This window comes from Flavobacterium suzhouense (assembly GCF_042684765.1).
Taxonomy (GTDB): domain Bacteria; phylum Bacteroidota; class Bacteroidia; order Flavobacteriales; family Flavobacteriaceae; genus Flavobacterium; species Flavobacterium suzhouense.
The window spans coordinates 255,250-281,366 of sequence record NZ_JBHUMD010000005.1; the positions used below are offsets into that span (position 1 = coordinate 255,250).

At 37.5% G+C, this 26,117-nt stretch carries 25 protein-coding genes; 4 read left to right on the forward strand and 21 right to left on the reverse strand.

Annotation, left to right across the window (positions count from 1 at the left end; translation table 11 throughout):
• Positions 1-11: 11 nt before the first annotated feature.
• The 10 genes from ACFSR3_RS04115 to recR all read right to left on the reverse strand — a co-directional run bounded on the left by ACFSR3_RS04115 (position 12) and on the right by recR (position 11,431).
• Positions 12-2,414, reverse strand: coding sequence for an SLBB domain-containing protein (locus tag ACFSR3_RS04115; protein ID WP_379819851.1), 2,403 nt, complete (start codon positions 2,412-2,414; stop codon positions 12-14).
• Between the two features lie 76 nt (positions 2,415-2,490).
• Positions 2,491-3,369 (reverse strand): glucose-1-phosphate thymidylyltransferase RfbA, encoded by an 879-nt coding sequence (rfbA, locus tag ACFSR3_RS04120; RefSeq protein WP_379819852.1) that lies wholly within the window; start codon positions 3,367-3,369, stop codon positions 2,491-2,493.
• On the reverse strand, positions 3,369-4,226 hold the full coding sequence (gene rfbD / locus ACFSR3_RS04125; protein ID WP_379819853.1) for a dTDP-4-dehydrorhamnose reductase: 858 nt from the start codon (positions 4,224-4,226) through the stop codon (positions 3,369-3,371). Before rfbD ends, rfbA begins: the two co-directional genes overlap by 1 nt.
• Position 4,227: 1 nt before the next feature.
• Positions 4,228-4,776, reverse strand: coding sequence for a dTDP-4-dehydrorhamnose 3,5-epimerase (gene rfbC, locus ACFSR3_RS04130; protein ID WP_379819855.1), 549 nt, complete (start codon positions 4,774-4,776; stop codon positions 4,228-4,230).
• Positions 4,776-5,831, reverse strand: coding sequence for a dTDP-glucose 4,6-dehydratase (rfbB, locus tag ACFSR3_RS04135; protein WP_379819856.1), 1,056 nt, complete (start codon positions 5,829-5,831; stop codon positions 4,776-4,778). The genes rfbC and rfbB overlap by 1 nt, the downstream gene beginning before the upstream one ends.
• Positions 5,832-5,864: 33 nt before the next feature.
• Positions 5,865-6,863: a mannose-1-phosphate guanylyltransferase gene (locus ACFSR3_RS04140; protein WP_379819857.1), complete on the reverse strand. Its 999-nt coding sequence runs from the start codon at positions 6,861-6,863 to the stop codon at positions 5,865-5,867.
• A gap of 17 nt (positions 6,864-6,880) precedes the next feature.
• Positions 6,881-8,275, reverse strand: a complete 1,395-nt coding sequence (locus ACFSR3_RS04145) for a UDP-glucose 6-dehydrogenase (protein ID WP_379819859.1) — start codon at positions 8,273-8,275, stop codon at positions 6,881-6,883.
• Positions 8,276-8,430: 155 nt separating this feature from the next.
• Positions 8,431-9,702, reverse strand: coding sequence for a nucleotide sugar dehydrogenase (locus ACFSR3_RS04150; RefSeq protein WP_379819860.1), 1,272 nt, complete (start codon positions 9,700-9,702; stop codon positions 8,431-8,433).
• A 9-nt stretch (positions 9,703-9,711) separates the two neighbouring features.
• The gene (locus ACFSR3_RS04155) at positions 9,712-10,701 is read right to left on the reverse strand and encodes an SDR family oxidoreductase (RefSeq protein WP_379819861.1); all 990 of its coding nucleotides are present in this window, start codon (positions 10,699-10,701) and stop codon (positions 9,712-9,714) included.
• A 109-nt stretch (positions 10,702-10,810) separates the two neighbouring features.
• Positions 10,811-11,431 carry a recombination mediator RecR gene (gene recR, locus ACFSR3_RS04160; RefSeq protein ID WP_379819862.1) on the reverse strand — a complete coding sequence of 207 codons (621 nt, stop codon included), beginning with the start codon at positions 11,429-11,431 and terminating at the stop codon, positions 10,811-10,813.
• Positions 11,432-11,542: 111 nt separating this feature from the next.
• Here recR and ACFSR3_RS04165 point away from each other — a divergent pair, with 111 nt between their 5' ends.
• Entirely contained in the window at positions 11,543-13,042 is a 1,500-nt protein-coding gene (locus ACFSR3_RS04165; protein WP_379819863.1) for a sodium:solute symporter, read from the forward strand.
• Here ACFSR3_RS04165 and ACFSR3_RS04170 read toward each other — a convergent pair.
• Complete coding sequence (locus tag ACFSR3_RS04170; protein WP_379819864.1) at positions 13,026-13,388, reverse strand: CoA-binding protein; 363 nt, start codon at positions 13,386-13,388, stop codon at positions 13,026-13,028. The two genes, ACFSR3_RS04165 and ACFSR3_RS04170, sit on opposite strands and share 17 nt — an antisense overlap.
• A 159-nt stretch (positions 13,389-13,547) precedes the next feature.
• Between ACFSR3_RS04170 and ACFSR3_RS04175 the strand changes: the two genes are divergently transcribed.
• The 3 genes from ACFSR3_RS04175 to ACFSR3_RS04185 all read left to right on the forward strand — a co-directional run bounded on the left by ACFSR3_RS04175 (position 13,548) and on the right by ACFSR3_RS04185 (position 15,672).
• Entirely contained in the window at positions 13,548-14,270 is a 723-nt protein-coding gene (locus ACFSR3_RS04175; RefSeq protein ID WP_379819865.1) for a pirin family protein, read from the forward strand.
• Between the two features lie 199 nt (positions 14,271-14,469).
• The gene (locus tag ACFSR3_RS04180) at positions 14,470-15,006 is read left to right on the forward strand and encodes a hypothetical protein (RefSeq protein WP_379819866.1); all 537 of its coding nucleotides are present in this window, start codon (positions 14,470-14,472) and stop codon (positions 15,004-15,006) included.
• Positions 15,007-15,039: 33 nt separating this feature from the next.
• Positions 15,040-15,672: a MarC family NAAT transporter gene (locus ACFSR3_RS04185; RefSeq protein WP_114757431.1), complete on the forward strand. Its 633-nt coding sequence runs from the start codon at positions 15,040-15,042 to the stop codon at positions 15,670-15,672.
• 80 nt (positions 15,673-15,752) lie between these two features.
• Here the strand turns inward: ACFSR3_RS04185 and ACFSR3_RS04190 are convergent, their stop codons facing one another.
• The 10 genes from ACFSR3_RS04190 to ACFSR3_RS04235 form a co-directional block, all read right to left on the reverse strand.
• Positions 15,753-16,994, reverse strand: coding sequence for a sulfate adenylyltransferase subunit 1 (locus ACFSR3_RS04190; RefSeq protein WP_379819867.1), 1,242 nt, complete (start codon positions 16,992-16,994; stop codon positions 15,753-15,755).
• A 2-nt stretch (positions 16,995-16,996) separates the two neighbouring features.
• The gene (gene cysD, locus ACFSR3_RS04195) at positions 16,997-17,890 is read right to left on the reverse strand and encodes a sulfate adenylyltransferase subunit CysD (protein WP_379819956.1); all 894 of its coding nucleotides are present in this window, start codon (positions 17,888-17,890) and stop codon (positions 16,997-16,999) included.
• Positions 17,891-17,905: 15 nt separating this feature from the next.
• Positions 17,906-18,625 carry a phosphoadenylyl-sulfate reductase gene (locus ACFSR3_RS04200; protein ID WP_379819868.1) on the reverse strand — a complete coding sequence of 240 codons (720 nt, stop codon included), beginning with the start codon at positions 18,623-18,625 and terminating at the stop codon, positions 17,906-17,908.
• Positions 18,594-18,857, reverse strand: a complete 264-nt coding sequence (locus tag ACFSR3_RS04205) for a DUF2061 domain-containing protein (RefSeq protein ID WP_114757434.1) — start codon at positions 18,855-18,857, stop codon at positions 18,594-18,596. The genes ACFSR3_RS04200 and ACFSR3_RS04205 overlap by 32 nt, the downstream gene beginning before the upstream one ends.
• Before the next feature lie 78 nt (positions 18,858-18,935).
• Positions 18,936-19,349 carry an RrF2 family transcriptional regulator gene (locus tag ACFSR3_RS04210; RefSeq protein ID WP_379819869.1) on the reverse strand — a complete coding sequence of 138 codons (414 nt, stop codon included), beginning with the start codon at positions 19,347-19,349 and terminating at the stop codon, positions 18,936-18,938.
• 1 nt (position 19,350) lies between these two features.
• Positions 19,351-20,286 carry a citrulline utilization hydrolase CtlX gene (gene ctlX / locus ACFSR3_RS04215; protein ID WP_379819870.1) on the reverse strand — a complete coding sequence of 312 codons (936 nt, stop codon included), beginning with the start codon at positions 20,284-20,286 and terminating at the stop codon, positions 19,351-19,353.
• Positions 20,287-20,296: 10 nt separating this feature from the next.
• Positions 20,297-21,211 carry a dimethylarginine dimethylaminohydrolase family protein gene (locus ACFSR3_RS04220; RefSeq protein WP_379819871.1) on the reverse strand — a complete coding sequence of 305 codons (915 nt, stop codon included), beginning with the start codon at positions 21,209-21,211 and terminating at the stop codon, positions 20,297-20,299.
• A gap of 156 nt (positions 21,212-21,367) precedes the next feature.
• On the reverse strand, positions 21,368-22,651 hold the full coding sequence (locus ACFSR3_RS04225) for a citrate synthase (protein WP_379819872.1): 1,284 nt from the start codon (positions 22,649-22,651) through the stop codon (positions 21,368-21,370).
• Positions 22,652-22,825: 174 nt separating this feature from the next.
• Positions 22,826-23,872 carry a T9SS type A sorting domain-containing protein gene (locus ACFSR3_RS04230; RefSeq protein WP_379819873.1) on the reverse strand — a complete coding sequence of 349 codons (1,047 nt, stop codon included), beginning with the start codon at positions 23,870-23,872 and terminating at the stop codon, positions 22,826-22,828.
• Positions 23,873-23,991: 119 nt separating this feature from the next.
• A complete protein-coding gene (locus ACFSR3_RS04235) occupies positions 23,992-26,070 on the reverse strand; it encodes a T9SS type A sorting domain-containing protein (protein ID WP_379819874.1) in 2,079 nt (692 codons plus the stop codon).
• Positions 26,071-26,117 lie beyond the last annotated feature (47 nt).

The window sequence follows — 26,117 nt, forward strand, 5'->3', positions numbered from 1 at the left end:
CCCAGCTAAATCTATTTTATTGTTAATATAGCAATTACTACTCCGGCAAGACTTGTTAAAACACTAGCTATACCAACAATCTCGCCTGTTGTCATTTTCTTAGTTTCCGGCTTGGCCGGCACTACAATTTGTGAACCCGGCTGAACTTCAGGATACGATTTAAAAAATAAAAAAGAGCTTGTTACATCTGCTTTTCCGTTAGGATAAATAATATATGATTTTCTCTTCCAGCCTTTATTATCTATTCCCCCTACAGAATTAATATAATACTTAAAGCTTTTACCTTTTCGATATGGAATCTCCGAGTTAAGAAGTACGTTACCAGACACTTTTACACCCTCATCAAAGGCTGTCACTTTAATCTCATCCCCGGGAACAAGTAAAACATTTGAATAATGCTTCTCGTCCTTCAGAATCATTTCCCAGTCTACAGGAATAGTAGTATATCGAAGCTGTATTACCTTATCAGTCAGTTTTTTCTGTATTGTATCTCCTTTACCCAAATTTAAATCTACCCTGCTTAAATCTTCAATCTGATCACCCTTAACCGGGCGTCTGATTTTAACACCTAAAATATTTGCCTGTGGAGAAAGCCCTCCGGCTCTCTTTATAACATCAGCAATGCGTTCATCTTTATTTTCCAGGACATATTTACCCGGATAGATAACCTCTCCAATTACATTTACCATTTCAGGTTGCTCAAAAACTGCTACTCTTCTAATAGTAACGATATCGTAAGGCAGCAATTCGATATTTTGAGCCTGTTCATTATTTAGTGCGTCAATCTCTATATTCAGCAGTTCAATCTTTCTTGGATTAGTATTATCAAGATCCTCACTTTTAATCATCCTTGCAATCTCCACCTTCTTAGAGGCTGCTCCGGTAAGTCCACCCGCCTGAATAATAAGGTCATTTAAGGTAAGATTTTCAAAATAAGGATAAACACCAGCTCTTTTGATTTCTCCTTCTATAGAAACATTATAATTTTCTTTAAAATCAAGCGAAGAATATATTGTTAATACATCTTCCTTTTTAAGCTCTATATTGGCTGAAGCATCGCCTGCCATTGCATTAGCAAGGTTTACTTCAACAACTTCTGTACTAAGATCATCTTTTTGCCTTACAAGCATAGCGCGTTTTAAATAAGCATCTTCCCTTAAGCCATCTGCTTTATTCACCAGGTCACTAATTCGCATACCGTTGACAAAAGAAAACTGATTAGGTCTGAAAACAGCACCTTCAATTGTAATTCGGTTTTCAAAACGATTTAAAATTTTAGAAACCTTAAAAATATCGCCCGATTTAGGCTTGTACAAAGAAAAATCTTTAGAACTGATATCCTGAACCTTAAACTCTTTTTCAGTTTTACTGACAACATTAACTGTTGCTGTATAAGCAACCTCACTAAAACCGGATGCAAATGAAATCAAATCAGCAAATGTTTCGCCCTCTTTTATTTCAAATATTCCCGGGCGCTTTACTTCGCCCTCTATAGTTACCCTGTTCTTGTATACAGGAATTCTTATTACGTCGTTATCCTTTAGCCCTAAATTATCAGACTGGTCTCCTCCCACTAAAAAGCGATAAATATCTATATGTTTTATAACCTTATTACCTCTTATCAGCTCAATATTTCTATAACTACCATTTTCAGAAGGTCCACCCGCTATATATAATGCATTGTAAACTGTGGACAATGAAGATATTGAATAATTACCCGGCAACTTACTCCCTATAATGGTAATTCTTATTGTTCTTATATTTCCTAAACTAACGGATAGTTTAGACTGACCGGATGCCAAAGTACTATATACTTTAGACATTGAATTTTTTATCTTTTGGGTTGCTGCTTCAATTGTAATTCCGGAAACAGAAATTTGTCCAACAAAAGGAAGACTAATTTTTCCTTCAACACTAACAGCTGCATTAGAGTTAAATTCCTGTACTCCGTAAAGGCTTATCTGTAATTCATCGCCAGGGCCGAGGATGTAATTTAGCGGAGTAGCAATCTTATCGTTAGGCGCAAAACTCAAAGCCGGATTATTAAATAATTCCGATCCAAAAATCATAGGATTTGATGAATTTTGTGATGCTTCAGATACAGATGTTATTTTTCTGTCTACAACATTACCGGCATTGCCGGCAGTAGAAGCTGCTGTTTTAGTGGCAGCAAGACGCCCCCTTAATTTAGCAAATTCAGACTTAGGCATACCTTTAGATAAAGCAATAGTCTCGGCCTGGTCTATAGACATGTTATTAGCTTTTAATTCAGATTGAATCTGAGCAATCTGATCATCCGATAACTGATCTACATGTAACGACCTCAAATCGTTGCTTTTCAAAAGATCCTGCCCTATTGCCGGCGTGGAAATAAAGAAAATCCAAAAAAACAAAAAAACAATAAGTTTATTCATACTTATACTATAATACTGTTTCAAACATCATCTAACAAACTACTCTAAAAAAACTTCCAGTCTTTAAACTAAAAAATTAATGTTTAGCAGCAAGTCTCAATAAATACTGTCCATACTCATTTTTTTTCAGAGGCATAGCCAATTCAATAAGCTTTTCTCTAGATATATACCCCATATCAAAAGCAATCTCTTCAAGACAAGCCACTTTTAAACCTTGTCTTTTCTCTATGGTCTGAATATAGTTAGATGCTTCCAGCAGTGACTCATGTGTCCCTGTATCTAACCAGGCATAGCCACGACCCATAAGTTCAACTTTTAAAGCTTTCAAATTCAAATATTCCTGGTTAACAGTTGTAATTTCAAGTTCCCCTCTGTCGCTAGGCTTTATTTGTTTTGCTATCTCAATCACAGAATTAGGATAAAAATACAATCCCACTACTGCATAATTGCTTTTGGGCTCTTTAGGTTTCTCTTCAATCGAAATAACATTGCCAGAACCATCGAATTCAGCAACACCATAACGCTCCGGGTCGTTTACATAATATCCAAAAACAGTAGCTTTACCTTCTTCCTTAACATTCTTTACCGCAGTTTTTAAAAGATCGGTAAGTCCATGCCCATAGAAAATATTATCACCAAGAATTAAACATGCATCATCATTCCCAATAAATTCTTCACCAATTATAAATGCCTGTGCCAGACCATCCGGGCTAGGCTGCTCAGCATATTCTAATTTTATACCCAAATCATCGCCATTTCCAAGGAGACTCCTGAAATTAGGGAGGTCATGAGGTGTAGAAATAATCAGAATCTCATTTATCCCAGCCAGCATAAGTACTGAAAGAGGATAATATATCATTGGCTTATCATAGATAGCCATCATTTGTTTAGAGATCGATTTTGTTAATGGATATAGTCTTGTCCCAGACCCTCCGGCAAGTATAATTCCCTTCATTAGTTAAGTTTTTTAATACAATTCGATAAGCTTTGAGTCCAGTGATTAATTGTTATACCAAAAGTCTGCTTCACCTTATCCTTACTCATAACAGAGTAATTTGGACGCCTTGCCGGTGTTGGAAATTTATCCGACGTTATGGCTTTTAGGTTAATTTGGATGTTATTCTGCTTAAATATTTCATAAGCAAAATCGTACCATGATGCTACTCCTTCGTTGCTGTAATGATAAATACCGTAAGCAGATGAATCTGTGTTGATGATATGCATGATAAACTCAGCAAGATCAACTGCATAGGTAGGAGTGCCCACTTGGTCATAAACTACAGACAGCTCTCCACGCTCATTACCAAGACGTATCATCGTCTTAAGAAAATTATGCTGAAATTCAGAATATAACCAACTTGTACGTATGATAAAATAATCATCCATACTCTGGCTTATCATTTTCTCTCCTTTAAGCTTTGTGTCACCATATACACCTGTTGGAATAGTTTCCATTTCTTCTGTTAATGGCAGTGGATCCGTGTCTCCAAAAACAAAATCGGTAGATATATGAATTAGCCTTATACCATTAGATTTACAAGCAACTGCAAGATTTCCGGCCGCTGTGGCATTAATTGCAAAAGCAAGATCATTTTCAGACTCTGCCTTATCAACAGCTGTATACGCCGCGCAATTTATGATATATGAGGGTTTGTGAGCCGCTATAGCACTATCTATACTATCAATATTTGTTACATCAAGCTCTTCAGCAGTAAGATAAATATACTTATTATCATTGCCAAACTTATCCTCAATTGAATTTATAGAACTCCCTAACTGTCCGTTACCTCCGGTTACTAAAATATTCATCATTTTATTTTTTGTAAGCTTCTGTAAATGTTGGCAATATCAAATCTTTCTCCGAAAGACTCACTCTTTCAGTATCAACAATCCAGTCTATATTAAGTTCAGGAGAATTATAAATCACTCCCTTTTCTGATTCCTTATTGTAATAATTATCACATTTATAGGCAAAAACCGCTGTTTCGGATAATACTACAAATCCGTGAAGAAACCCTCTTGGAATAAATAACTGTAAATTATTTTCAGCACTTAATCTAACTGCAACATGTTGCCCAAAAGTTGGCGAATCCGGACGTGCATCCACCGCTACATCCAGCACTTCACCCTGAAGCACTCTTACAAGCTTTGCCTGAGCATGCTCACCACTCTGCGCATGAAGTCCTCTAAGAACTCCATAAGTAGAAAATGATTGATTATCCTGAACAAATTTTGTTTGAGTACCTGTCAGGTTGTTAAAGGTAGATTCATTAAAACTTTCAAAAAAATGGCCTCTGTCATCACCAAAAATTCTTGGTTTAAGAATAACACATCCTTCTAATTGGGTCTTTTCGATTTCCATTATTTCGATTCGCTGTATTGGTTGTTATAATATTTTTGATATTCGCCGGTTGTAACATTATCAAGCCACTCCTGATTGTTTAAAAACCAGTCGATGGTTCTTTCAAGCCCTTCTTCAAATGTTACAGATGGCTTCCAACCCAGTTCTTTATTAATCTTCGTAGCATCGATAGCATAACGAAGATCATGACCCGGTCGGTCTTTTACATAAGTAATAAGTTGTTCCGAGGTACCTTCTGCCCTACCAAGTTTTTTATCCATTATAGAGCAAAGCAGCTTGACAAGATCTATGTTTTGCCACTCATTAAACCCTCCTATATTATAGGTATCATGATTTTTACCCTTATGAAAAACCAAATCAATCGCAACTGCATGGTCTTCTACAAAAAGCCAGTCACGGGTATATTTACCATCGCCATATACCGGAAGCGGTTTATTATTGATGATGTTATTAATAAAGAGTGGTATTAGTTTTTCAGGAAAATGGTAAGGCCCATAATTATTTGAGCAATTAGTCAAAACATAAGGAAGCCCATAAGTTTCGCCATAAGCTCTTACAAAATGATCTGAAGCAGCTTTAGATGCCGAATATGGCGAATTTGGATCATAAGGTGTTTCTTCAGTGAATAATCCTTCGGCTCCTAATGTTCCATAAACTTCATCGGTACTGATATGGTAGAATCTTTTTCCTTCATATTTTCCTGACCAGATTTTTTTTGCTGAATTCAATAAATTCATGGTTCCTATAACATTGGTCTTCACAAAAGCTAACGGATCTTTAATAGACCTATCAACATGCGATTCTGCAGCAAGATGCAAAACACCTTCAAACTTATACTCTTCAAAAATACCATCAATAAAAGCTGCATCAGTAATATCGCCTTTAATAAAAGTATAATTAGGTTTGTTTTCGATGTCTTTTATATTTTCAAGGTTACCGGCATAAGTAAGCGCATCAAGATTATAAATCTGAGTATCTGCATAATTATTTACAAATCTCCTCACCACATGCGAACCGATAAAACCAGCACCTCCCGTTATAAGTATCTTTTTCATTTATAATTATAGTTATAAGTTTTACTATATTGTTTAGTTTAGTAATTCAGGCAGATGTTTTTCTAAATACCCGTATACATTCTTTACCTCCTGAGAATGCTCTTTTTGTAAAATCAAATTAGCATCAGGAGTTGCTATAAATATTGTATTTCTTAAACCTATGAACGAAGTATAATTTGGTGTACCAATAACCATATTACCCGACTCATCAATAGGATATCCCTGACTTGCTAAATAATCATATACCGATTCAAAAGAACCAAGATCTGACCATTCAAAACCGGATGAAACAACCTTTATCTTTTTACTTCGTTCCATAACAGCATAGTCTATACTAATAGAAGGTATATCCCTTGACAATGTTTCATCAAGTATCCCTTCATTATTATTTTCCCAAGCTTTTAAAGCAGTTTCATATATTTTTGGTTCAAATAATCGTAACTCTTTTAAAAAAACGCCGGCTTTAAAACAAAACATTCCGCTATTCCATAAAAAATTGCCCCGATCTAAGAACTCTTGTGCCGTTACATGATTTGGTTTCTCCCTAAATGACAAAACCTCATCGTTGTTAAACTCTATATAGCCATACCCCGTTTCCGGCTTTAGGGGTTTTATACCAAATGTAACCAAATAATTTTCACGAGCTTTCTCTATCGCTTGATTTATAGCGTTTTGATATTCTCCCTGATTTTGTATTATATGATCTGAAGGTGTTATAATCAATACATCTTCCTTATCTGAAGCAAAAGCAGCAAATGCAATTGCTGCTGCTGTATTTCTTGGAATAGCTTCTACTATGTCGATATAATCAACCTTCGAATCGTCCAGAACCGATTTGCTCAAATGACAATTGTCCTTATTACCTACAACAATAACCCTACTGGCTATATTAGTATTTCTTTTTAAAGCCATCTCAAAAAGAGACATCCCGTCAAAAAGTTCCAAATATTGTTTAGGTTTGCTTTTTCTTGACAACGGCCATAACCTGCTGCCAACTCCTCCAGAAAGTATTACATGAACAATTTTTGCCATAATTCTTAAAAATCTTTTTACTTTCCTATTTCACTGAATATAAATCCTATCTGCTGCAATTTACTTCCATCCAGGATTTTCCTGCCGTCAAAAATAAAAGCAGGCTTTTTCATGTTATCATAAATCTTTTGCCAGTCATACGACTTAAACTCATCCCACTCTGTCAATACAGCAATAGCATGCGCATCTTTACAAGCCCCATAGGGATCATTAAAAACACTAACATTTTCTTTGTTTTCAGCCGAACCCCTTGTTCCAAGATAGTCAAGATCCCTATATACGGTTTCGCTTTTCACTTTAGGGTCATATACTGCAATGTTAGCCTGCTCAAAAAGCAAATCGTCAGCTACATATATTGCAGCTGATTCTCTTGTATCATTCGTATCTTTCTTAAAAGCCCACCCCAGGAAAGCAATTTTTTTACCCGAAACAGTATTATAAAGCGTCCTGACAATATTTGAAGCAAAACGCTTCTTTTGATGGTCATTCATAATAATTACCTGTTCCCAGTAATCAGCAACCTCACTTAGACCATACGATTTTGCTATATAAACAAGGTTTAGGATATCCTTTTGAAAACAAGAACCTCCAAAACCTACAGAAGCTTTCAGGAATTTAGAACCTATCCTGCTGTCCATACCTATAGCACGGGCTACTTCTTCAACATCTGCACCTGTTTTTTCACATAACTCTGACATAGCGTTAATAGACGAAACCCTTTGAGCCAGAAATGCATTCGCTGTTAGCTTAGAAAGTTCAGAAGACCATACATTTGTGGTAAGTATCCTCTCCGACGGAATCCAGTTTGCATAAACATCAACAAGCGCTTTTATTGCTACCTGACCTTCAGCATCAGTTCCACCGCCTATCAGTACCCTGTCCGGAGAAAGAAGATCTTGTACAGCCGTACCTTCTGCAAGGAATTCAGGATTTGATAATATCTGAAATTTAACCCCGTTCCCTGTATTATCAAGGATATTTTTTAAAGCTTCAGCTGTCCTTACAGGCAGGGTAGATTTTTCTACAACTATCTTATTATTTTTAGCTACTGCCGCAATTTGCCTGGCACAAAGCTCAATATATTTAAGATCGGCAGCCATACCCTTTCCAACACCATAGGTTTTAGTTGGGGTATTAACTGAAATAAATATCATTTCAGCTTCATCAATAGCCTTATCAATATCTGTCGAGAAAAAAAGATTTCTTCCACGCGCCGAAGCTACTATTTCTGCAAGACCCGGTTCATAAATGGGAATATTATTAACATCCTCATCATTCCAGGCAGCAATTCTTTCTGCATTTAAATCAACTATCGTAACTTTAATATCAGGACATTTATGTGCAATTACAGCCATAGTTGGCCCACCCACATAACCTGCCCCTATACAGCATATATTTTTAATTGTACTCATTTACTACAAGTTTCATACATTTACCTAACCCCTTCATATTCAGACTCAGATAACCTCAAATCAATTTTATATTATAATCCGCAAACTTACAATCTTTTTCACTCTATAAATGAAAGAATCTCTTATTTTATGTTAACTCAAAGTTAAAAACCCAACTATAAGCCACCATCAGCGATATCTCCTAAAACTCCCTTAACATCATAAAGAATGCTTTTAGGTTGTTTTAATGAGTCAAAATCCAGTGATTCAAATTCTTTGTGAGCAACCCCTAATATAACTCCCTCATATTTACCAGAAGGCAGTACATTAACCGTTTCCAGCCCATATTCATGCAACACTTCTTCCTTTGCTGCCCATGGGTCAAAAGTGGTTACTTTAATACCATAATCACTAAGTGCATGTACTACGTCTACTATTTTTGTATTACGAACATCAGGACAGTTTTCTTTAAAAGTAATCCCCAGCATAAGCACATTCGCACCATTAACTTCTATCCCTTTTTTAATCATCAGCTTTACCAGTTGCGAAGCCACATATTGCCCCATACTATCATTGAGCCTTCTTCCTGCAAGTATTATTTCGGGATGATACCCAACCTGCTGTGCTTTTTGTGCCAGATAGTACGGATCAACACCTATACAATGTCCACCAACAAGCCCCGGCTTAAACGGCAGGAAATTCCATTTGGTAGAAGCAGCCTCTAAAACAGCATACGTATCTATATTCAGACAGTTAAATATCTTAGAAAGTTCATTTACAAAAGCTATATTAATATCGCGTTGCGCATTCTCAATCACCTTAGCCGCCTCAGCCACTTTTATTGATGGAGCTAAATGCGTACCCGCAGTAATTACCGATTTATAAAGCGCATCAACTTTTTGAGCTGCCTCGGGAGTAGAACCCGAAGTTACTTTCAATATCTTCTCTACAGTATGTTCCTTATCTCCCGGATTAATCCTTTCAGGAGAATAACCTGCAAAGAAATCTTCATTAAACTTCAAGCCACTAAAACGCTCCAGCACAGGAATACATTCTTCCTCTGTAGCACCCGGATATACAGTAGACTCATAGATAACTATATCGCCTTTCTTCAACACTTTTCCAACGGTCTCACTTGCCTTGTAAAGAGCCGTAAGGTCAGGTTTATTATTTTTATCTACAGGCGTAGGAACCGTAACAATATAATATTCAGAATCTTTGAGATCCTCAAGTTCTGATGTACAGAATAGCCCTTCGCTGTTAGAGTTGTTACCCTTAACTACTTCTTTAAGCGCATCGGCACTAACCTCCAATGTAATATCCTGATATTTATTAAGCGCTGCAATCCTGTCCAGGTTAACATCAAACCCCACAACAGCATGTTTCTTTGCCATAGCTACAGCTAATGGCAACCCTACATAGCCTAATCCTATAATAGTTATTTTCATTCTTTCTTATCAGGCATTTTTTAAATTTTCCCAGTACCACGCAACCGCTTCCTTTAATCCCTGCCTGATTGAAAATTCAGGATTATAATTCAACAGTTGTTTGGCTTTATCAATACTGGCCAGCGAATGCGGTATATCACCCGCCCTTTGCGGACCGTGAATTACCTCAACGCTCTTTATAGCATTATCGTATTCTGATAAAAACTCTTTTAAATACCCCACAAGTTCCTTTAAAGTAGTCCTGTCTCCAAAAGCAGTATTATATACTGTATTAAGAGCCTCTTTATTTTGAGAGAGCATTGCCAGCTCGTTCATCTGAACGACATTGTCAATATAAGTAAAATCGCGGGAATAATTACCATCTCCGTTTATTACAGGACTCTCATGATTCATAAACTGTAATACAAATTTTGGAATAACTGCAGCATAGGCACCGGCAGGATCCTGCCTTCTTCCGAAAACATTAAAATAACGCAAACCAATCGTTTCCATACCATATGTTCTACTAAAAACATCAGCATAGAGCTCGTTTACATATTTCGTAATGGCATAAGGAGAAAGTGGCTTTCCAATCTTGTCTTCCACTTTAGGAAGCGATTCAGAATCGCCATACGTAGATGAACTTGCAGCATACACAAACCGCTTAACTCCGGCATCTCGGCTGGCAGTAAGCATATTTAAAAAACCACCAACATTCACATCATTGGTTGTTATCGGATCTTTTATGGAACGTGGCACCGAACCTAATGCTGCCTGATGCAAAACATAAGAAACCCCTTCGACAGCCCTTCGACAATCGTCCATATTTCTTATATCTCCTTCTATAAGTGTAAATGAAGAATTTGTAAGATGATGCTGAATATTTTTCCTGAAACCGGTTGCAAAATTATCCAGGCAAACCACCTTATAGCCTTTAGCTATAAAATGATCACAAAGATTGGATCCGATAAATCCTGCCCCCCCGGTAATCAGGATTTTTTCCTGTAAATTATTCTGCATTAAATTGGTTGGTGTTTGGTTGCTATCAAAGCAGCTGCAAATATAGCTACTATATTTGTTTATTGCTATACTTATGAATGGGTATATTACAGTACAAAACCTGAATTTCCTAACTACTTTTTAAAGAATTTTCAAACGGCACACGATGCAGTATGCTTCGCCCTAGGGTAACCTCATCTGCAAACTCCAGCTCATCACCCACGGCAATACCCCTCGCAATAGCCGAAGTCACTATACCATACTCTTTTATTTGCTTATAAATATAAAAGTTAGTTGTATCTCCCTCCATGGTCGAACTAAGGGCAAATATCAGTTCTTTTACGTTGCCTGTTTTTACTTTTTCAACTAATGTGACAATGTTCAGCTGGCTTGGCCCTATGCCATCTATAGGTGATATTTTCCCCCCCAATACATGATAAATACCTTTAAAAAGGTTTGTGTTTTCAATTGCCATGACATCACGAATATCCTCTACAACACAAATCACCGACCTGTCACGCGAAGTATTCGCACAAATCTCGCACACCTCAACATCGCTTATATTGTGGCATTGGCGGCAAAACTGAATTTCATCACGCATTTTTTGCAATGCCGATGTAAGCAGTTGTGTTTGTTCGGCAGGTTGTTTTAAAAGATGTAACGCCAGTCTGAGTGCCGTGCGCTTACCAATGCCCGGTAACTGAGAAATCTCAGCAACCGCCCTTTCAAGTAATTTAGAAGACATTTCCATAGTGTACAAAGGTACTAAACAGCTGCCAAAGTGCATTTATAGCCAATCAAATTTCGACCGTTGTATTTTATTGAAATATTTTTAGTTGTTTTGTAAAACAAACATTGTACTATGCAGCCATTAACCATACTCTCTATAATTATTGTTTATTTTGGAATCCTGATTCTTATTTCCAGACTAGTAAGCAAAAAAGACAGTAGCAACGATACTTTTTTTAAAGCCAATAAAAATTCGAAGTGGTATCTGGTAGCTTTTGGCATGATAGGCACTGCGCTTTCCGGAGTAACTTTTATTTCAGTTCCCGGTGAAGTTGGAGCTCCCGGTGGCGAACAATTCAAATATTTCCAATTCATACTTGGTAATGCCATAGGCTTCCTTATTGTAGCTAAAGTGTTGCTTCCCCTTTATTACAGGCTGAATCTTACCTCTATATACGGATACATCGAAAAAAGGCTGGGTTACTACAGCTACAAAACATCGGCCATGATATTCCTTATCAGCCGTACCATTGGCTCGGCTTTCAGGCTTTATCTTGTCGTTATCGTTTTACAGCGCTATGTATTCGATAGTCTTGGAGTTCCATTCTGGATGACGGTACTTATATCATTACTATTGATATTTGCCTACACCTATAAAGGCGGACTTAAAACAATCATCATTACCGATTCGTTGCAAACATTATTCCTGGTTTCGTCAGTATTTTTCACCATATACTTCATTTGCGACAGTCTTAGCCTAAGCCTGCCTGAAGCCTTTGAAACTGTAAAGCAAAGTAACTATTCAAAAATATTTTTCTTTGAAGATTTCATCACCAGCAAATTTCATTTTGTAAAACAGATACTCGGCGGAATATTCGTTACCATTGCTATGGTAGGTCTGGATCAGGATCTGATGCAAAAAAACCTTAGCTGCAAGAATATTGGAGAAGCTCAAAAGAACATGTTCACCTTTACAGGAATCTTTGTGATCATCAATCTGTTCTTCCTGGGAGTAGGTGCATTACTTTACATCTATGCTAACAACAATGGTATTGATGTGCCAATGGTAGATGGAAAACCAAGAACTGATTTACTTTTCCCTGAAATTGCATTCAATCATCTTACGCTTATACCATCAGTAGTATTTCTTTTAGGATTAACAGCCGCAACTTTCGCTACTACCGATTCGGCACTAACTGCCCTTACCACTTCATTCTGCGTCGATTTTCTTGGTATGGATAAGGAACAGAACGCCGGAAAAACAAACGCAGTGAGAACAAGGCATTTTGTTCACATCTCCTTTTCTGTACTGATGTTTTTAGTAATCATAATCTTCAACACCATTAATGATGCCTCAGTAGTGAGCATGATATTCAGGATAGCATCTTATACCTACGGACCTTTGCTTGGTCTTTACAGTTTTGGGTTATTTATGAAAAACCGTAGCGTAAAAGATAAACTTGTACCTTTTATCTGTATCGCTTCTCCTTTGCTTACATTATTCATAAGCATGAATTCGTCTTTATTCTTCGGCGATTATGTTTTTGACAACGAACTGATCATCATAAACGGGCTTATAACGTTACTTTTATTACTAAGCATCAGCAAAAAACAACTTAGTACTGATTTGTAGAAAGCATTACCAAAGTACAGGCAACTTCAATATCAATTCCGTTTTCACGCAGCAGCGCGTACAGTTCCGGATTTTCTGTTCCGGGGTTAAAGATGACGCGTTCCGGTTTCAACGCAATGATATAATCATAATACTGTTTTTGATTCATGGGATTTAGATATAGCGTAACCGTATCTACATCCTCAAATGCCACGTGATCCTTTTCTATTTTGGTACCGTCAAGATTATCCTCTTTTTTACCGATAGCCACAACCGGATGACTGTAACGCTGCAGCATCTTTATAGCTTTATAAGCATATCGTCCCGGATCAGTCGAAGCCCCCATTACAAGTGTTTTCTTATTCATATTCATAACTTTTACATCAAAATTACTCAAATAGTAATAGTTATCATTGCTTTTTATCGTTACCCTAACGTTTTACCTCAACATAAGTACCGTTAACCTCAAACAGAAAACACCTCATCCTAATAATCAATACATTTGGCTGTACAAATCCAACACCTTATGATACAGCAAAAACCATCACAGATATTTAAAGCCCATACACGGGGTCATGCCGAAGACGAAACACACAGGCTGCACGCTACATTTAATTTTAACGGATTCAGTCATGATGCCAGACATCCTTTCGGAACACTTACAGCATTAAATGACGAAACGCTGGCCGCTAATAAAACTGTTACACGTAACTTGTCGGCTGGCACAACTTTAATGATACTGCCCTTGGTTGGAGCCACCGAATGTAATTTTGAAACCAACAAATCGGAAATTGTCGTTCCGGGTGAAGCATTTATATACCATAAATACGAAAACACGGCGATAAACATTAGAAACCCCTATGAAGACAGCCTGATAAATTATCTTTACATAACTTTTTCTTCAGCTATACAATCAGAAATACTATTACCCCAGGACTTTCTAATTACCAATGCTGACCTTAATATAAAAAACGCACTACATAAGCTTTTTGAAAGTTACCAAAACGGCCTTTCGGCTCACATGGGCATATTCACGGGACGTGCTGAAACAACATATAATCCATGTAATAAGGCTAACGGTATTTTTGCATTTGTAATCAGTGGCGCTTTTGAGATTCAAGGCTGCCTTATGGAAGAACGCGATGGACTTGCCTTATGGGATACTAAAGAAATTGAAATGGAAGCACTCTCAGAGAATGCCATTTTACTTCTTATTGAAGCTCCTTTAAACGGATTTGTAGCAACTTAAATTTCGACTTAAAAATGGGTTGCTGTAAGGGTGATCAGGATATTAAATATACATAGTTAGCATCTACAATTCGAATGGCAGATTTGAAGTAGCAAGAAATTAAAGTTCAGTAGGTAGTGCCTACCTTTTTAGTAGTTTATTTTTTTATATTTGAAAGAGAGAAAGCAATTTCTCTCTTTTGCTTTTACAAACATTCATTATGCCATACCCAAAGATTCGCCTTGCCTATCGCGTAATTATCGACAACTCATCAACTTCAGCATGGGAAAGATATATATTTGAAGATACATATCGCGAATACCTCATGCAACAACAGCTTTATAGCGATAAAGAGAAGCCTGTTGCTACTTTCAGGGAATTACTCGCTGAAAACCCAAAAGCTGAAAAATTACATTTCCTAACCGGAATGGCAGCTCAAAACTATATCGCACAGCTTAAAGAGAATTTCTATCGTATGACAGACGTGCTTGGCTCTACCTTTTTTCCTTTTGTAAATTACAAGCTCGACATTATCAATACCGATATTAATGACTCCTCTAAACACAAGATAGGAATAACACTTTATTCACCATTGCTTACCTACCTTGGCATTATAAACAACTGTTACCTCGTATCTTTAGAAACACAGGTAAAAGAAGGCTACGAAACCCTTATGTTTGCCCTACAGCCACAACTTTCGATTTGTTATTATGAAGATGCTCAAATTAACGATTTAGAAAAGCAGCCCATACCATAAAACTATACCTTTGCCTTAAAATCAACAAACTCTATGGAATTATTCATTTACATTTTTGCAGCTCTTTTTTCAGTGATCAACCCGCTTGGCGCGATACCAATCTTTGTTGGACTCACCCAGGACGATAGTCTGGCCGAACGCTCCCGCATTTCATTCTGGACTGCTGTAAATGTTTTCATTATCCTTCTTATTTCATTTTTCATAGGCCAGTACGTACTTGCATTTTTTGGCATTAGCATTGACGCCCTTAGAATTGCCGGAGGCTTTATCATCGTAAATTCAGGATTCTCCCTTTTAACCGGTAAATTCAAAAAGACGCGTGGTGTAAATAAAAAAGTAGAGAACGATGCACAAAAAAGAAATGACATTGCACTGACTCCTCTTGCTATACCAATGTTGGCAGGCCCTGGGTCCATATCATTACTAATCGCCTTGTATCAGGATTACACAGCAATCGAACAAAAAATCATTGCATGTCTTGCCATGGCTGCTGTAGCACTGGTTATCTTTCTGATGCTGCGTAGCGCCCATTACCTTTCGAGAATACTGGGAGCATCGGGCATTGTAGCGATTTCAAGGATAATAGGCTTTATAGTTATTGCTATTGGCGTGCAGTACATTAGCAGCTCGGTAGTAAACATCCTTAAGACAATACCTTTTAATTAAAAAAGAAAAAGCTGTATTCTTTATCGAATACAGCTTTCTAAACAAAATAACAAACAAACTCTAACCTGACACTTTTATTCTTAATCAGCAAATCCTACAGCAACTGTATTATTTGACTGTGTATCTATTAATATAAAACTACCATTCAACCTGTTTTGGCTAAAGGAATCCAGAAAAACCGGATTTGCTGTTCTTAACTGTACTTTAGCAATATCATTCAGCTTTAAATTACTGGCTTCAGCAACCGAAGAAGGATTCTCCGGAGGTATTACACCTTCAATTTGCTGTAATTTACAGGCCACTGTACGCGTTCCCGCCTGAAGCAAATACTTACCGGAAGCTGTAGCATGCTTTTCATCCATCCATACTAAAGTAGCAGCAATATCTTTATGGAGTAGCTTTTCATCTGTCGATTTCACCAGCATCGAACCACGACTGATATCCACCTCATCCTTCAAACGCAATTGAATTGATTCACCTGCGTTGGCCTGACTAAGCGTATCTGTAAATTTCCTTATCTCAGTTACTTCGCTTTTTTGCCCTGAAGGTAATACAGTAACGGAATCACCCACTGCAATCCCTCCGCTTATTATTCTTCCTGCATACGCCCTGTAATCGGTAAATTCAGTATTCTGAACATGCAACACCTGTTGCACATCCAACCTGAAATCATCTGTTTTTATACCGTTCGGTATAATTTCATGAAGTACTTCAGACAAGGTCTTCCCGTTATACCAACCGGTATATTTTGAAGTTTCCACCACATTATCTCCCTTAAGCGAACTTATCGGCAGTATATGAATTACAGGCTTATATTCAAACTGGGCCGCCATCTTATTAATGTCTGAGGCTATAGAAAGAAATACATCTTCGCTATAATCTGCCAGATCCATTTTATTGATACAGAAGATTACATTTTCAAGGCGTAACAGACAACTGATAAAATAATGCCTGTACGTTTGCTCCAGCAAACCTTTGCGCGCATCAATAAGAATAATAGATACTTCTGAATTCGACGCCCCTGTAACCATGTTACGCGTATATTCAATATGCCCGGGACTATCGGCAATTATAAATTTTCGTTCTGTTGAAGAAAAATAAATATGCGCCACATCAATAGTAATCCCCTGCTCACGCTCGGCAATAAGCCCATCAGTTATAACCGAAAAATCAAGATCTTCCAGTCCTTTCTCTTTGGTCTTTCTTTCTATAAGTTCAATCTGTTCTTTGGTAAGCGCATTGCTGTCATTCAAAAAGCGACCAATAAGTGTACTCTTACCATCGTCTACACTACCGGCAGTATTAATTCGTAATAAATCCATAATTAAAAATACCCTCCTTTCTTTCTTTGCTCCAGTGCCGCTTCAGATCGTTTATCATCTATTCGTGCACCTCTTTCAGAAGACTTAGAGGCTTTGTTTTCATACATAATATCGGGAATCGTTGATGCTTCAGATAAAAAAGCTGCAGTACAGGTCATATCTCCTACTGTACGGAAACGTACAACGGTATCAACAATTTCGTCGCTATCTACAAGGTTCAGATATTCCGAATGCGCCAGATAAGCACCATCCCTTTTAACCAACTTACGCTGATGTGCAAAATAAATAGAAGGTAATCCAATACCCTCCTGAGCTATATAACTCCAAACATCTTCTTCTGTCCAGTTACTTATAGGAAATGCCCTTACATTCTCACCAAAATGAATTTTTCCATTCAGGATATTAAATAATTCAGGTCGCTGTTTTTTAGCATCCCATTGCCCAAAATCATCACGAACGGAGAATATACGTTCCTTTGCCCTCGATTTTTCCTCATCACGACGTGCACCTCCCATACAGGCATCAAAACCGAATTCTTCAATCGCATCCAGTAGGGTAACGGTTTGAAGCGCATTACGGCTGGCGTGTTTTCCTGTTTCTTCCTGTACTTTTTTCTGATCGATACTATCCTGAACGTAGCGAACAATAAGTTCGACCCCCAATTCTTTAACCAACTGATCCCTAAATTCTATAGTTTCAGGAAAATTATGCCCTGTATCGATGTGCAGGAACGGAAAAGGTATCTTAGCCGGATAAAAAGCTTTTTGTGCAAGCCTTGCCAGCGTTATAGAATCTTTCCCCCCAGAGAAGAGTAACACCGGTTTTTGAAACTGTGCCGCTACCTCACGAATTATATAAATGCTCTCGTCCTCGAGCGTCTTCAAATGTGATTGTATATAATGAGTCATTTATCAATAATTTTTATCAGAGTGTATGTGTAATCCACATTCTTTTTTTCCATTTTCCCACCACCAGCGGCCTGCCCTGAAATCTTCACCCTCAAGAAGTGCACGGGTACAAGGTGCGCAGCCTATACTCAGAAAACCTTTTTTATACAGGCTGCTAACAGGTATATTGTTAGCCTCTACCTCAGCTTCTACGTCTTTTAATGAATAGTGTAACAATGGATTGTACTTAACCAAACCGTTAGCATCATCCCATTCCAGGAACTGCATATCCTCCCTGTTTTGCGATTGTTCAGCACGAAGCCCTGTTATCCATAATGAGGCTCCTTTTATTGCTTTTTGCAATGGCTTTACCTTACGGATACGGCAGCATTCTTTACGGTTATCAACACTATCATAAAAGCCGTTTATACCGTGCTGATTCACATAAGCGGCAATATCTCCCTGCTCCGGAATAAAAGTATTTATGGTAAGCTGTGGATATTTATCCTGCGTCCGCTGAAACACCTCATAAGTCTCGTTAAACTGCCTGCCCGTATCAAGGGTAAATACTTCAACATCCTTTGCCAATGGAGCCATGTAATGCGTCAGCAGCTGGTCTTCAATCCCAAAGGAGGTAGAGAACACTTTTTTGCCTTTTACTGTACTAACAACTAAAGCCAAAGCTTCAGCCAACGTCAATCCAATAAGTTCATTATTCAGATACTGTAATCTTTCCTTCTCCATCTTTACGTGTTATTCTGGCCCAGGCTCTTTCATGCAAAAAATATAGGAGGCATTTAGAAAACACTTCAAAACCACCTATGGAAACTGCAACTTTAGCGTTACCGGTTAATATATATGAAATGATCATAGTATCTATTGTTCCCACTATACGCCATGTAACTGCTTTAATAGCAGATATCTTAGGACTGTCCTTTAGTGAAAAATTCTTTTTACCACTTAGTATATCAATCATAGTTTCTCCTGAAATTATATTTTTTCAAATATACCATTACTCTATAGATATTATAGAGTAATAAGGTAAAAAAAAGCGCTACAATAATGTTAAATCATGTAACGATTTCTGTTGCAATATATTAAGAGTAGAATCACGCACGTCTGCCATAAAGCTGTGGAGAGAACATTTATCCTCATGAGGACAATCATCACATTTTTCATAATAGTTAAGGCTAACACATGGCAACATAGCAATAGGACCATCCAGAACACGGATAAGCGTAGCCGCAGAAACAGTTTTAGGATCTTTCATAAGGTAGTATCCCCCACCCTTTCCTTTCTTAGAACCAAGAATACCAAATTTCTTAAGATCCAGCAAAATGGCCTCAAGGAATTTTTTAGGAATCTGTTCTTTTTCAGAAATATCAGATATGAGCACAGGCGCTGTTCCACCTTGCTTAGCAATGTAGATCAGCGCTTTTAGCCCATATTTAGTTTTTTTTGAAAGCATATTATTGTTTAAGAAGGAATACTTCAGCCATCATGCAGCGAGCGCTTCCGCCTCCGCAAGCCTCAATGGTATCAAGGTTGGCACTAAGTATTTCTGTATGTTTCTCAATTTTGGTAATCTGGTCTTTGGTAAGAACCTGCTTAGCAGCTTCACTCATTACCAGATAACTTTTTCCGTCAGCCCCTTTAACCTGAAGCATATTTCCTGCAAAGTTATTAAGTTGCTCTTCCGTAAGCAAAATAACTTCTTTACCATCTTCTTTCAGGTTTTCAAGAACCATCTTGCGCTCTTTTTTATCATCGATGCAATCAGCACATATAACGGCAAATGTTTCGCCAATACACATCATTACATTCGTATGATAAATAAGCTTACGATCACCGTTAACCGTCTGATATGCTTCAAAAATTATCGGAGTATATTCAAAATCTTCACAATACTCTATCAACAGTTCTTCATCAGCACGTGGAGATAAAGCGCAATACGCTTTGTGGTTAGCCCTGTCAAGAACAATGCTGCCCGTACCTTCAAGAAAGATGTCATCATCTTCTGCCGAAGTATAATCTACAATATTCTCAATAACAAAACCCTGGTCTTCTAGCATGTCAAGAATATCTTCACGGCGCTCACTACGACGGTTCTCTGCAAACATAGGGTATAATGCCACATCCCCATTCTCATGGAACGACACCCAGTTGTTTGGAAAAATAGAATCCGGTGTATCTGTATCTGTAGTATCGTTTACCACAATAACATTTACACCTGCAGCTTTCAGCTTTTCGGCAAAAGCATCAAATTCCTGTTGCGCTTTAGCATTAACCGTTTCAGGCAAAAGCTTATCTACAACTTTTTGGTAATAATTATTTACAGCCGTTTGCTCATTCATCCTGAATGCCACCGGGCGTATCATTAATATAGTATCGGTAATCTGTCTCATTGTATTAAAATTAATCCCTTATAAGGGGTAAAGTAGAACACCTCAGCAAACCTTCCTGTTTGGCAATTTCAGCATAAGGTACTTCTTCAACGGTAAAGCCTCTTTCCAAAAGCCAGTTTTTTAATCTTGTAAAGTTTCTCTCTACAACAACAACATCCTTATCAATAGAGAAAAAATTAGATGTCATGTTATACATTTCTTCCCTGTCTATATGAAACAGGTTATCCATACCAAACAAGTCTACAAGATACAAATAATCTGCCTCTTCTCTAAATCCACTTTTATAAATCACACCTTTATCTTCACCTACCGGCTGAAAACAGCAATCAAGATGCAAGGCATTGTCGCGTGGTTCTATCCTCGACTTAACAAGGTCAAACTCTTTTACAATCTTGTTTGGGAAAAGCTCTTTAATATAATTAACACCCTGCATATTGGTACGGGCTGTTATAAAATCTTTGTAATCGCTCCCTTTGTAGGTACCGATAAAAATATGATCATTCCAGGGCATTACATCGCCGCCTTCAATATGTACTTCATCCGGCGGACGCACCACCTTTTTAGGATCAATCTGATCAATCACATATTGAATAGCGTCAAGTTCACGCTCACGATCCGGAAGAATATTTGCTTTAATAAAAATATCTTCAATCACAAAACCAATATCCCTGCTGAATATCTGGTTATAATCTTTAATAATTTCCGGACGATAAACTTTTACATCATATTTATCAAAAACTTTGGCAAGGGCATCCATTTCCTTTACCATATCCGGTTCTACAGGATAAGTTCCTGCTTTTATATGTTCTAATGATTTTGGGTCATAGGCCTCATGCTCCAGCGGAGTAGGCCCATTGCTCGTAGCCGTCCCTAATATTACGGCGCGAAGCCGCGAGGTTTCGTTTTTAACGTTGAGTTGCAACATGGCATATTTGGTTTTGCGCAAATATAGAAAATGAACTGCTCATTGTAAACTTTTCTATTAATATTGATAATTTATTTATCCATAAATTAAAGAATCTCTACATGCTCCTATAAAAAAAGCTGCTCAATGAGCAGCTTTTTTTATAAATAAGATGTATTATCTTTTTTCAACCGGAACAAAATCCCTAAGCGGAGAACCAGTATATACCTGACGCGGACGACCGATAGGTTCTTTGTTTACGCGCATTTCTTTCCATTGAGCTATCCATCCCGGAAGACGGCCAATAGCAAAAAGAACCGTAAACATTTCTGTAGGTATACCCATAGCCCTGTAGATGATTCCAGAATAGAAATCTACGTTAGGATATAGGTTTCTTGATTTGAAGTACTCATCCTGAAGCGCAGCTTCTTCAAGTCTTTTAGCGATTTGAAGTACCGGATCGTCAACACCAAGAGCAGCAAGAACCTCGTCAGCAGCTTTTTTGATGATCTTAGCTCTTGGGTCAAAGTTTTTGTAAACTCTGTGACCAAAGCCCATTAAACGGAACGGATCATCTTTATCTTTTGCTTTAGCAAGGTATTTGTCAGCATCGCCACCGTTAGCCTGAATTTCTTCAAGCATTTCAAGTACTGCTTGGTTAGCACCACCGTGAAGCGGCCCCCATAGTGCAGATACACCTGCAGAGATAGAAGCGAATAGGCCTGCATGAGATGAACCTACCATTCTTACTGTAGATGTAGAACAGTTTTGTTCGTGGTCAGCGTGAAGGATGAATAATTTATCAAGCGCATTCACAACTGTTGGGTTTACAGAGTAAGGACCTGTTGGAAGAGAGAACATCAGTTTCATGAAGTTATCTACATATCCAATAGTATTATCATAATAGTTTAGAGGATAACCCATTGCTTTTCTGTAAGTCCATGTAGCAATAACAAGGAATTTACCCATTGTTTTGCATATAGCCTCATACATTTCTTTTTCGCTGGCAACATTAACCGATTTAGGGTTAAATGCTGTAAGTGCACTTGTTAATGAAGCAAGAACTCCCATTGGGTGGGCAGTTTTAGGAAAACCATCAATGATGTTTTTCATCTCTTCATTTACAAGAGTATATTTTCTAATATCATTTTCAAATTTTTCAAGCTGAGCAGCTGTTGGAAGCTCACCAAAGATAAGAAGGTAAGAAACCTCAAGGAAGTGAGACTTCTCTGCAAGGTCTTCAATAGAATAACCTCTGTAACGAAGTATTCCCTGCTCACCATCTAAGAAAGTAATTTCACTTTTGCATGATCCTGAATTTTTATAACCCGGATCTATAGTTATAGCGCCTGTTAAGCCGCGTAGTTTATCGATATCAATAGCAGTCTCGTTCTCAGTTCCCACGATTACAGGAAACTCATATTTCTTGCCATCAATCTCTAATATTGCAGTATTTGACATGATTTGTAGTGTGAATTATTGTTTTGAAAAATATATTCCTGCGAATTTAATAAATTACAATTTATTTATAAAGAAAATTACTTATTAAAAACGTTAAATATGCCATTAAAAAACAAAAGTCAATACTTTGCAGCATTGACTTTTGATAAATATGTAAAATTTAAGGTCTTGCGACTATTCCTTAATCAGCTTTTCAACTTTACTGCCTTTATCGGTAGTTATCTTAACAAAGTAAATACCACTTTGCCTACCTGTAAGATCTAATGAAGCATTAGCTTCATCTGTGTACTTAGCCTCAAGTTGTCTTCCCTGAATATCAAACAAGCGTATTGATCTAACCACACTATCAGTCTCAACCTTCACAAGGCCGGCAGAAGGATTTGGATATATTTTTACTGAGTTATCTTTCATAAACTCTTCATTCCCTGCAACTGATGTACAATCAATACTCATTGCAGGAGGCGTTACGTTTTGTGATGTAAAATAAGGCAGTAATATCCCATCTTCACCCTCATCTATGCACATAAAACTCAATTGTGGGTTATCCTCTATTTCAAACTCAAAAAAGTTATCTCCGTTTTTAACATTAACCGACTCCAAAAGCTCATTTCCTATCAGGCCTACCTCATTAAGCAATGGCGAATTTTCAAAACTAACATCCTGAAGATTCGTACCGTATAAACCTACCTTTATCAGGCTGGCTGCATCCGAAAAATCGAGATTAGTAACTGGTACATCCTGAAGAGTAAAAGTCTCTAACCCCGTCACTCCGGTCATATTTATTGTATCAAGGTCAGTACCCATAATAAATACATAATTCAAATTTGAAAGACCTTCAAAAGTTAATGATTCAAGTCCTGTACCATCATCACAATAAAAACGTTCCAGATTAGTCAAAGGTGTCATATCAAGAACCGTAAGGTTCGGATTGCCGTGACATATAAAAACTCTCACATTGATAAAAGCCTCAACACCCGTTGCATCACTTATCCCTGCGTCTCCAAGATTAAGTGTCCACACCTGTTCGGCTTCGCTTACCTGAATCTCATTATCACCATTTGCATCAATAATAAAAGAATTTTCGTTTGCATCCCGCACGATACCATTATCAGCAGTCGCTGATAAGAGCCAATTTTTGAATACAGGATCCGGAATATTCACAACCTGTGCACTGGCAGCCATACCAAACAGCATGCATGCCGAAAGTAAAATTTTCTTCATGGTTTAAGTAATTAATTAGTTTATAGTTTAGTTTAAGTTTTTCTGTTACCATGTTACAGCACGGCAATAAAAAAAGGCCAATACATTAGTATTGACCTTTATATAACAGTTAATTATTCTTATTCCCTAATCAGTTTTTCAACTTTCATTCCTTTTTCTGTAATTATTTTTACAAAGTAAATTCCTTCAGCCCTTCCTGACACATCAAGTACCGCATTATCTTCATTATTAAAGTCCGCTTCCAGTTGTCTTCCCTGAATATCGTAAAGATATATTGTTTTGATTGTTGTATCAGCCTCAATTTTCACAATTCCTTTTGACGGATTCGGATATAGCTTAACCGAATTATCCATTTCAAAATCACCTGTACTTAGTACTGAAAACGTAGTATTGGCATCATTAGTCTGAACCGGTGCATTATAGTCATAGAATACCTTCGCATTACTTGTAACTGTAGTCCCCGACGTAAGTCCGTTCCTACTTTTGATTTTATATATTAAATTTCCTTTTCCATCTGATGAGACTGAAAAGTTTTCAAGTCTAAATGTTACTCTGTTATTAGCAATTCTTGCGGATGTAGTCTGGGAACTATTAACAAGCCTTAGTGAGGTTACATCAAAAGCATTAGTATCAACATCCGTCTCAATAACTGCAAAATCCGGCAAGGCTGTTCCTGTATTCTCAAAATTTACCACATAATGCAGGTATTCACCAATAGCATCAGGAGAAACAACATTCCCTTCAACGCAGGTAATGGTATTTGCGGTTAAATTCTCTACAACAGGCTGATCATAGTAAAAACTATTATCTTCCGGCATATCGTCCGTTCCCGGATTGATTGTCATTCCAAACTCCAACACATCACCTACGTTAACCGGTGGTGTATCAGAAGGGCTGTTAACATTAAGCTCCATGATTATTTCCCTGCTTTCAAAAGGCTTTAAGCCTGTGTAGTTCCACGTGTAGGTATCAGTACCAATAACATCAATTAAAGGCTCGGCATAAACATAACTAAATCGTTCACTCTCCCACAAACAGGTAACACTTCCAGAAGTTAAAGTTTGGTTTCCTTTGTTTTTATATACCATTTTGTATATGGCATTCATACCCGGCTGAGCGTCTGTAAGAGGAACAATTACCACTTCAACATCCGGATGATTTGCTGCAGTTTTATGAACACATATATCTCTGACCATTTCAGCACCATCAACTACTGTAAAATTCGCACCTGCCACAACCGAAGAAGTAAAGTAGTCATTTTCAAAAACCGGAGTTATATGGTACTCTCCAAGTCCTACGTAAAAAATAAAGCTACCATCGCTTTGGGTAAATACTTCATCCTCATAATTCTCACTTCCTCCTGTTATTTTTAATCGCAATGAAGGTATCGGATAATCATCTCCGTCAGAACAATAATTATTATTATTCCCGTCAAATTTCACCACGCCTGTAATCCGGTTATATATACCTCCCGGAGCATAAGAACAATACGAATTCACCTGGGTTGTTGCTGAAAGTGACGAATAACCCTGAATGGTTGCAACCTGAAATTCATCAGCACATATATATTCAAGCGTTGGATTAGTACTCCAGTTGGCAGCGTCAAAAGCTTCATCTGCCCCGTTTTTAATAAAAAGGGTTACAAGATCATTATTAGCAAATGACAGGTATACAAGCTCAGTGTTGCTGCTTGCATCCAGTGTACTAAGATTATTATCATTACACGTTAACGACTCCAGATAACCTAAACCGGTAAGATCAAGAGTCGACAACTGATTTGTACTACAATCAAGAATTTCCAGGTGATCGAGCCCGTTAATAAGTAATGTAGTCAATTGATTATTTGAACAGTTTATTTCTCTAATATCTGCCAAAGAGGTCAAGGAGAGACTTCCATTAATTACATTGTTGCTGCAGTCAAGCACTCTCAGGTCTATAAAATATTCTATCCCTGTAAGAGAGTTTATATTAGAACCCGAAACATTTAGTTCTCTAACTTCTTCCGCCTCTGCCACAGTAATAATACCGTTCTCGTCGGCATCAATTGCAATTGAATCTCCACTACTGTCTTTAGCAATATTATTTGAAGGGCCTGAAGCCAAAAGCTTAGCCATAAAATTAGCATCCGGCACAACAATTGCCTGAGCACCTGCATGACAAGTAACTAATAGTAATAAATAGAGAATTATTTTTTTCATTGCAAAGTGTTTAGCTTTTGTTTTGACCCCAAATATAATTTTTTCAC